The sequence below is a fragment of the Methylibium sp. T29-B genome, from assembly GCF_000576225.1.
Classification (GTDB): Bacteria; Pseudomonadota; Gammaproteobacteria; order Burkholderiales; family Burkholderiaceae_C; genus Methylibium; species Methylibium petroleiphilum.
Window position 1 is genome coordinate 1 of sequence record NZ_AZSN01000248.1, and the last position, 3554, is coordinate 3554.

At 68.8% G+C, this 3554-nt stretch carries 6 protein-coding genes; 2 read left to right on the top strand and 4 right to left on the bottom strand.

All coding sequences use genetic code 11. The features are described from left to right. Together Y694_RS20500 and panB are read left to right on the top strand one after the other, a co-directional pair. A partial coding sequence (locus tag Y694_RS20500; protein ID WP_036236021.1) for an amidohydrolase family protein occupies positions 1-316 on the top strand: 316 nt, incomplete at its 5' end. 104 nt (positions 317-420) lie between these two features. Further along, entirely contained in the window at positions 421-1305 is an 885-nt protein-coding gene (panB, locus tag Y694_RS20505; protein ID WP_036236024.1) for a 3-methyl-2-oxobutanoate hydroxymethyltransferase, read from the top strand. An 85-nt stretch (positions 1306-1390) separates the two neighbouring features. Here the strand turns inward: panB and Y694_RS20510 are convergent, their stop codons facing one another. The 4 genes from Y694_RS20510 to Y694_RS20520 all read right to left on the bottom strand — a co-directional run. Further along, positions 1391-1876 carry a nucleotidyl transferase AbiEii/AbiGii toxin family protein gene (locus Y694_RS20510; protein WP_255343898.1) on the bottom strand — a complete coding sequence of 162 codons (486 nt, stop codon included), beginning with the start codon at positions 1874-1876 and terminating at the stop codon, positions 1391-1393. Positions 1877-1890: 14 nt separating this feature from the next. After that, positions 1891-2085 carry a nucleotidyl transferase AbiEii/AbiGii toxin family protein gene (locus tag Y694_RS26595; RefSeq protein ID WP_255343899.1) on the bottom strand — a complete coding sequence of 65 codons (195 nt, stop codon included), beginning with the start codon at positions 2083-2085 and terminating at the stop codon, positions 1891-1893. Continuing rightward, positions 2078-2557, bottom strand: a complete 480-nt coding sequence (locus tag Y694_RS22875) for a helix-turn-helix transcriptional regulator (protein ID WP_051495948.1) — start codon at positions 2555-2557, stop codon at positions 2078-2080. The genes Y694_RS26595 and Y694_RS22875 overlap by 8 nt, the downstream gene beginning before the upstream one ends. Positions 2558-2827: 270 nt before the next feature. Further along, positions 2828-3554: GntR family transcriptional regulator (locus Y694_RS20520; RefSeq protein ID WP_051495949.1), on the bottom strand; the 727-nt coding region annotated here is incomplete at its 5' end.

Genomic DNA, 3554 nt, shown 5'->3' on the forward strand with positions numbered 1-3554 from the left:
GGGCGCGCGCGAGGCCCTCGAGCTGGCCACGCGCGGCGGCGCTGCGGTGCTGAACCGCGACGACATCGGCGTGCTCGCACCCGGCATGGCGGCCGACCTGGCGATCTTCGGGCTCGACGACGTGGGCCTGGCCGGCGCGCTGCACGACCCGCTGGCCGCGTTGCTGTTCTGCCAGCCGCCGCGCGCCCGCCACACCCTCGTGCACGGCCGCGTGGTGGTGCGCGACGGCGAGCTGACCACGCTGGAACTGCCGGCTCTGGTGCGGCGGCACAACCGGCTGGCGCGGCAACTCGTCGATGGAGCCGGCCGCGCCTGAGCGGCTCGGCCGCCGACCGCCGCGCAGCGCGGCGTTTCCCCGCATTGGCGTCCTGTCGAACATTGATATGCTAGTGACATATCAAATGCTCGAAGGAGACCGCCATGTCCGATGCCGCCGCTGCCCCACCCGAGCGCAAGAAGCGCACCATCACCGAGATCCGCGACTCGAAGAAGAGCGGCGAGAAGATGGTCTACACCTCGGTGCCGGACTACACCTCGGCCAAGTGGGCCGAGCTGGCCGGCGTCGACGTGGCCGTGGTCGGCGACAGCCTGGCGATGGTCGCGCACGGTCACAGCAGCACCGTGCCGGCGACGATGGACATGATGGTGATGCACGCACAGGCGGTGCGGCGGGGCGCGCCACGCACCTTCACGCTGGGCTGCATGCCCTACCAGAGCTACAACACGGTGGACCGCGCGCTGCTCAACGCCACCCGCTTCATGCAGGACGGCGGCTGCGACGCGGTCAAGCCGCAGGGCGGCAGATCGCAGGCGCACATCCTGAAGGCATTGGTCGACTCGGGCATCCCGACCGCCTCGCACATCGGGCTCACACCGCACACCATCGCGATGTTCGGCGGCTTCAAGATCCAGGGCCGCACCGCCGAGGCGGCGATGAAGATCCTGGAGGACGCGTTCGCGATCCAGGACGCCGGCTGCTTCATGCTGGAGTTCGAGGCGGTGCCGGCGAAGATCGCGACGCTGATCTCGAAGCAGCTCGAGATCCCCACCATCGGCATCGGTGCCGGGGCCGGCTGCGATGGCCAGATCCTGCTGTCCTACGACCTGCTGGGCGTGTTCACCGACTTCAAGCCCAAGTTCACGAAGCGCTATGCCAACCTGACCGAGGTGGCGGTGCAGGGCCTGAAGGCCTACGTCGACGAGGTGAAGACCGGCCGCTTCCCCGACGACGACCACAGCTATGGCGTCGACGACCGCGAGTACGAGCAGTTCATGAACATGGTGGAGAAGCGGCGGCACGTGTGACGCTAGGGCCTGTTCACGCTATCGGAGGGCTCGCGCCGGCGCCATCCTCGAGCGCCTTCTTCTTCGCGCCGTCGAAGTCGGTGCTTCAGCGCACCAGCGCCTTGATGCGAGCCCATAGCGCCGCCTTCGACACGGTGGTCATCGCCATCGATTTCATGCACGCGTCCAGATGGTGGGGTCGTGCTCGCAGGTCCTCCACGGCGCGCGCCAAGTCGGCTGCCACACTGTCGCCGTAGGCACCTTGGGCCTTGGCCATGGCCCGTTTCATCAGCGCCTTGGGCGGCGCCATCATCGCCAGGTCGATCAGATCCCGGCTCATCACGGCATCGTCGCGCCAGCGGTCGGAGTTGGCCAGCAGCTTGCTCGTCACCATGTCCAGCGGCGTCAGCGTCGCCACGCCGCACTGCCAATCGTCCGCACCGGGAGCTTCCAGCTCGATCCGGCCCTCGAGCACGATCTCGAACTTGATGTCGGCGCCATCGACTTGCAGCAGGGTGCGGAGGCCGTATTGGTCTGCGCGCACCTCGCGGGCCTGGTTCAGTGTGTGGCCGGGCCGCGAGAGGGCGCGCATGCCTTCCGGGCCGGTCAGCCGTTGCCGCAGTTGGCGATAGCCTCGACCCTGGAGACTAGGAAGTCGATGTCGACCGACTCACGGTATTCGCCGTACCGCAGCGCCATGGCGGTTCCGCCACCGAAGAGGCAGTCGTTCGCCACCAGGACGTCGGCGTCCAGGGCTGCGAGGATGGTCGCGATGCGGCGGTGATGCGGCCGTTCAAACAAGCAGGCGCCCCCCGCCGAGTTGGTCCACCAGGACTTGGAGCAGTGCACGCTCGGCCGGCTCCATACGGGCTTGGTCGATGTGACGCCAGTTGCGCTCGTATAGGTTCAAGGCATCCACCGGGCTGAGTTCTTCGACGTCGTGCAGTTGCCAGGCCAGGCGCTTGAGCTGGGGAAAATCGCCCAGCCGCACACGCTCCGGCAGGCTGGCCCTGTCGGCAGTGGCCGGGCGGGCCTGCGGATCGCGAAGCTCCAGTTGCAACCCGATCGCGTCGATGGCGCTGAGGTAGGCACCCATGGTCACGGAAGGCTCGCCCCGTTCGATGCGGTGCCAGGTCACCCGGGACATGCCCGCGGCTTCCGCGGCCACTGTGGCGCTGACTTTCTGGCGTCCACGGTGGGCGCGAATGCGCTCCCCCAAGGCCTGTAGCCGGGTGGCGAGGAGTTCGCCGACAGGAGGTGCTTTGGCTGGCATTGTGAATCTCATTCTATGCATTTCTGCAGGTTTGTACAGAATGAGAATCTATTTTCGGGCGCTCAGTCCCGCTGCCGCGTTAGAGCGCGAGGCGACAGGGTCACGCTTGTGGCGCCACCGCCGTCTACAGCGGGGGCCGGACATCGCAGGCCGGACCTGCCCCATGCCATCGACCGATCGCGGGGTGCGACGAGGTGATCCCCGAGTACGCGCCGTGGATCAACCCGGTTGCGGATTCGTCCCCACCGAGCCCACCGGCCAGAAGCGCGATCAGACCTCGACCGACACCGTCGCCTTGGTGAACTCTTCCAGGTTGTCGAGCAGCGCGTCGAGGGCGTGGGCCGCGGCAGCCTCGTCCCGCGCCACGATCGCGCGCGCCAGCCGGCCGTGCAGCGCCGCCATGGCCGGCAGGTCGGCCGCCTGGCGGTAGTGCAGGAACCAGAAGCGCCGCGACAGGCCGTGCATCAGGCCCATCGCGCCGGCCGCGAACTCGTTGCGTGCGGCCTTCAGGCTCAGATCGTTGAAGGCCTTGTCTGCGCGCATGAAGGCGGTGGCATCGCCGCTGATCGCGGCCGCCTCGAAGGCCTTGGCGAGCTCGGTGAACTCGGCGAGCTCGTCGTCGCCGGCGCGGCGCGCGGCGCAGCGCACGATCAGCCGTTCCACCTCGCGGCGCGTCTCCAGCAGGCGCAGTTGCTTGCGCACGTCGATCTCGGACACCAGGTTGCCGCGCTGCGGCAGGATCGACACGAGGTGTTCGCGAGCGAGCCGCTGCAGGGCCTCGCGCACCGGCGTGCGACCGATGCCGAGACGCTGCGACAACTCGGCCTCCGACATCGCGGTGCCGGGGCGCAGCTCCAGCGTGACGATCAGTTCCTCGATCTTCCGGTAGGCCTGACCGGTCAGCGTCTCGGGCCGGGTCGACGGCGCGGTGGCCAGCGGATCGGAGGAGCGCCGCGCGGCGGGCCTTGCGGTCGGGCGGCGCGGCGGGACGGGGCGG

Coding starts and splice junctions, on each gene's coding strand:
- panB (WP_036236024.1), top strand. CDS start 421: ATGTCCGATGCCGCCGCTGCCCCACCCGAGCGCAAGAAGCGCACCATC.
- Y694_RS20510 (WP_255343898.1), bottom strand. CDS start 1,876: ATGCGCGCCCTCTCGCGGCCCGGCCACACACTGAACCAGGCCCGCGAG.
- Y694_RS22875 (WP_051495948.1), bottom strand. CDS start 2,557: ATGCCAGCCAAAGCACCTCCTGTCGGCGAACTCCTCGCCACCCGGCTA.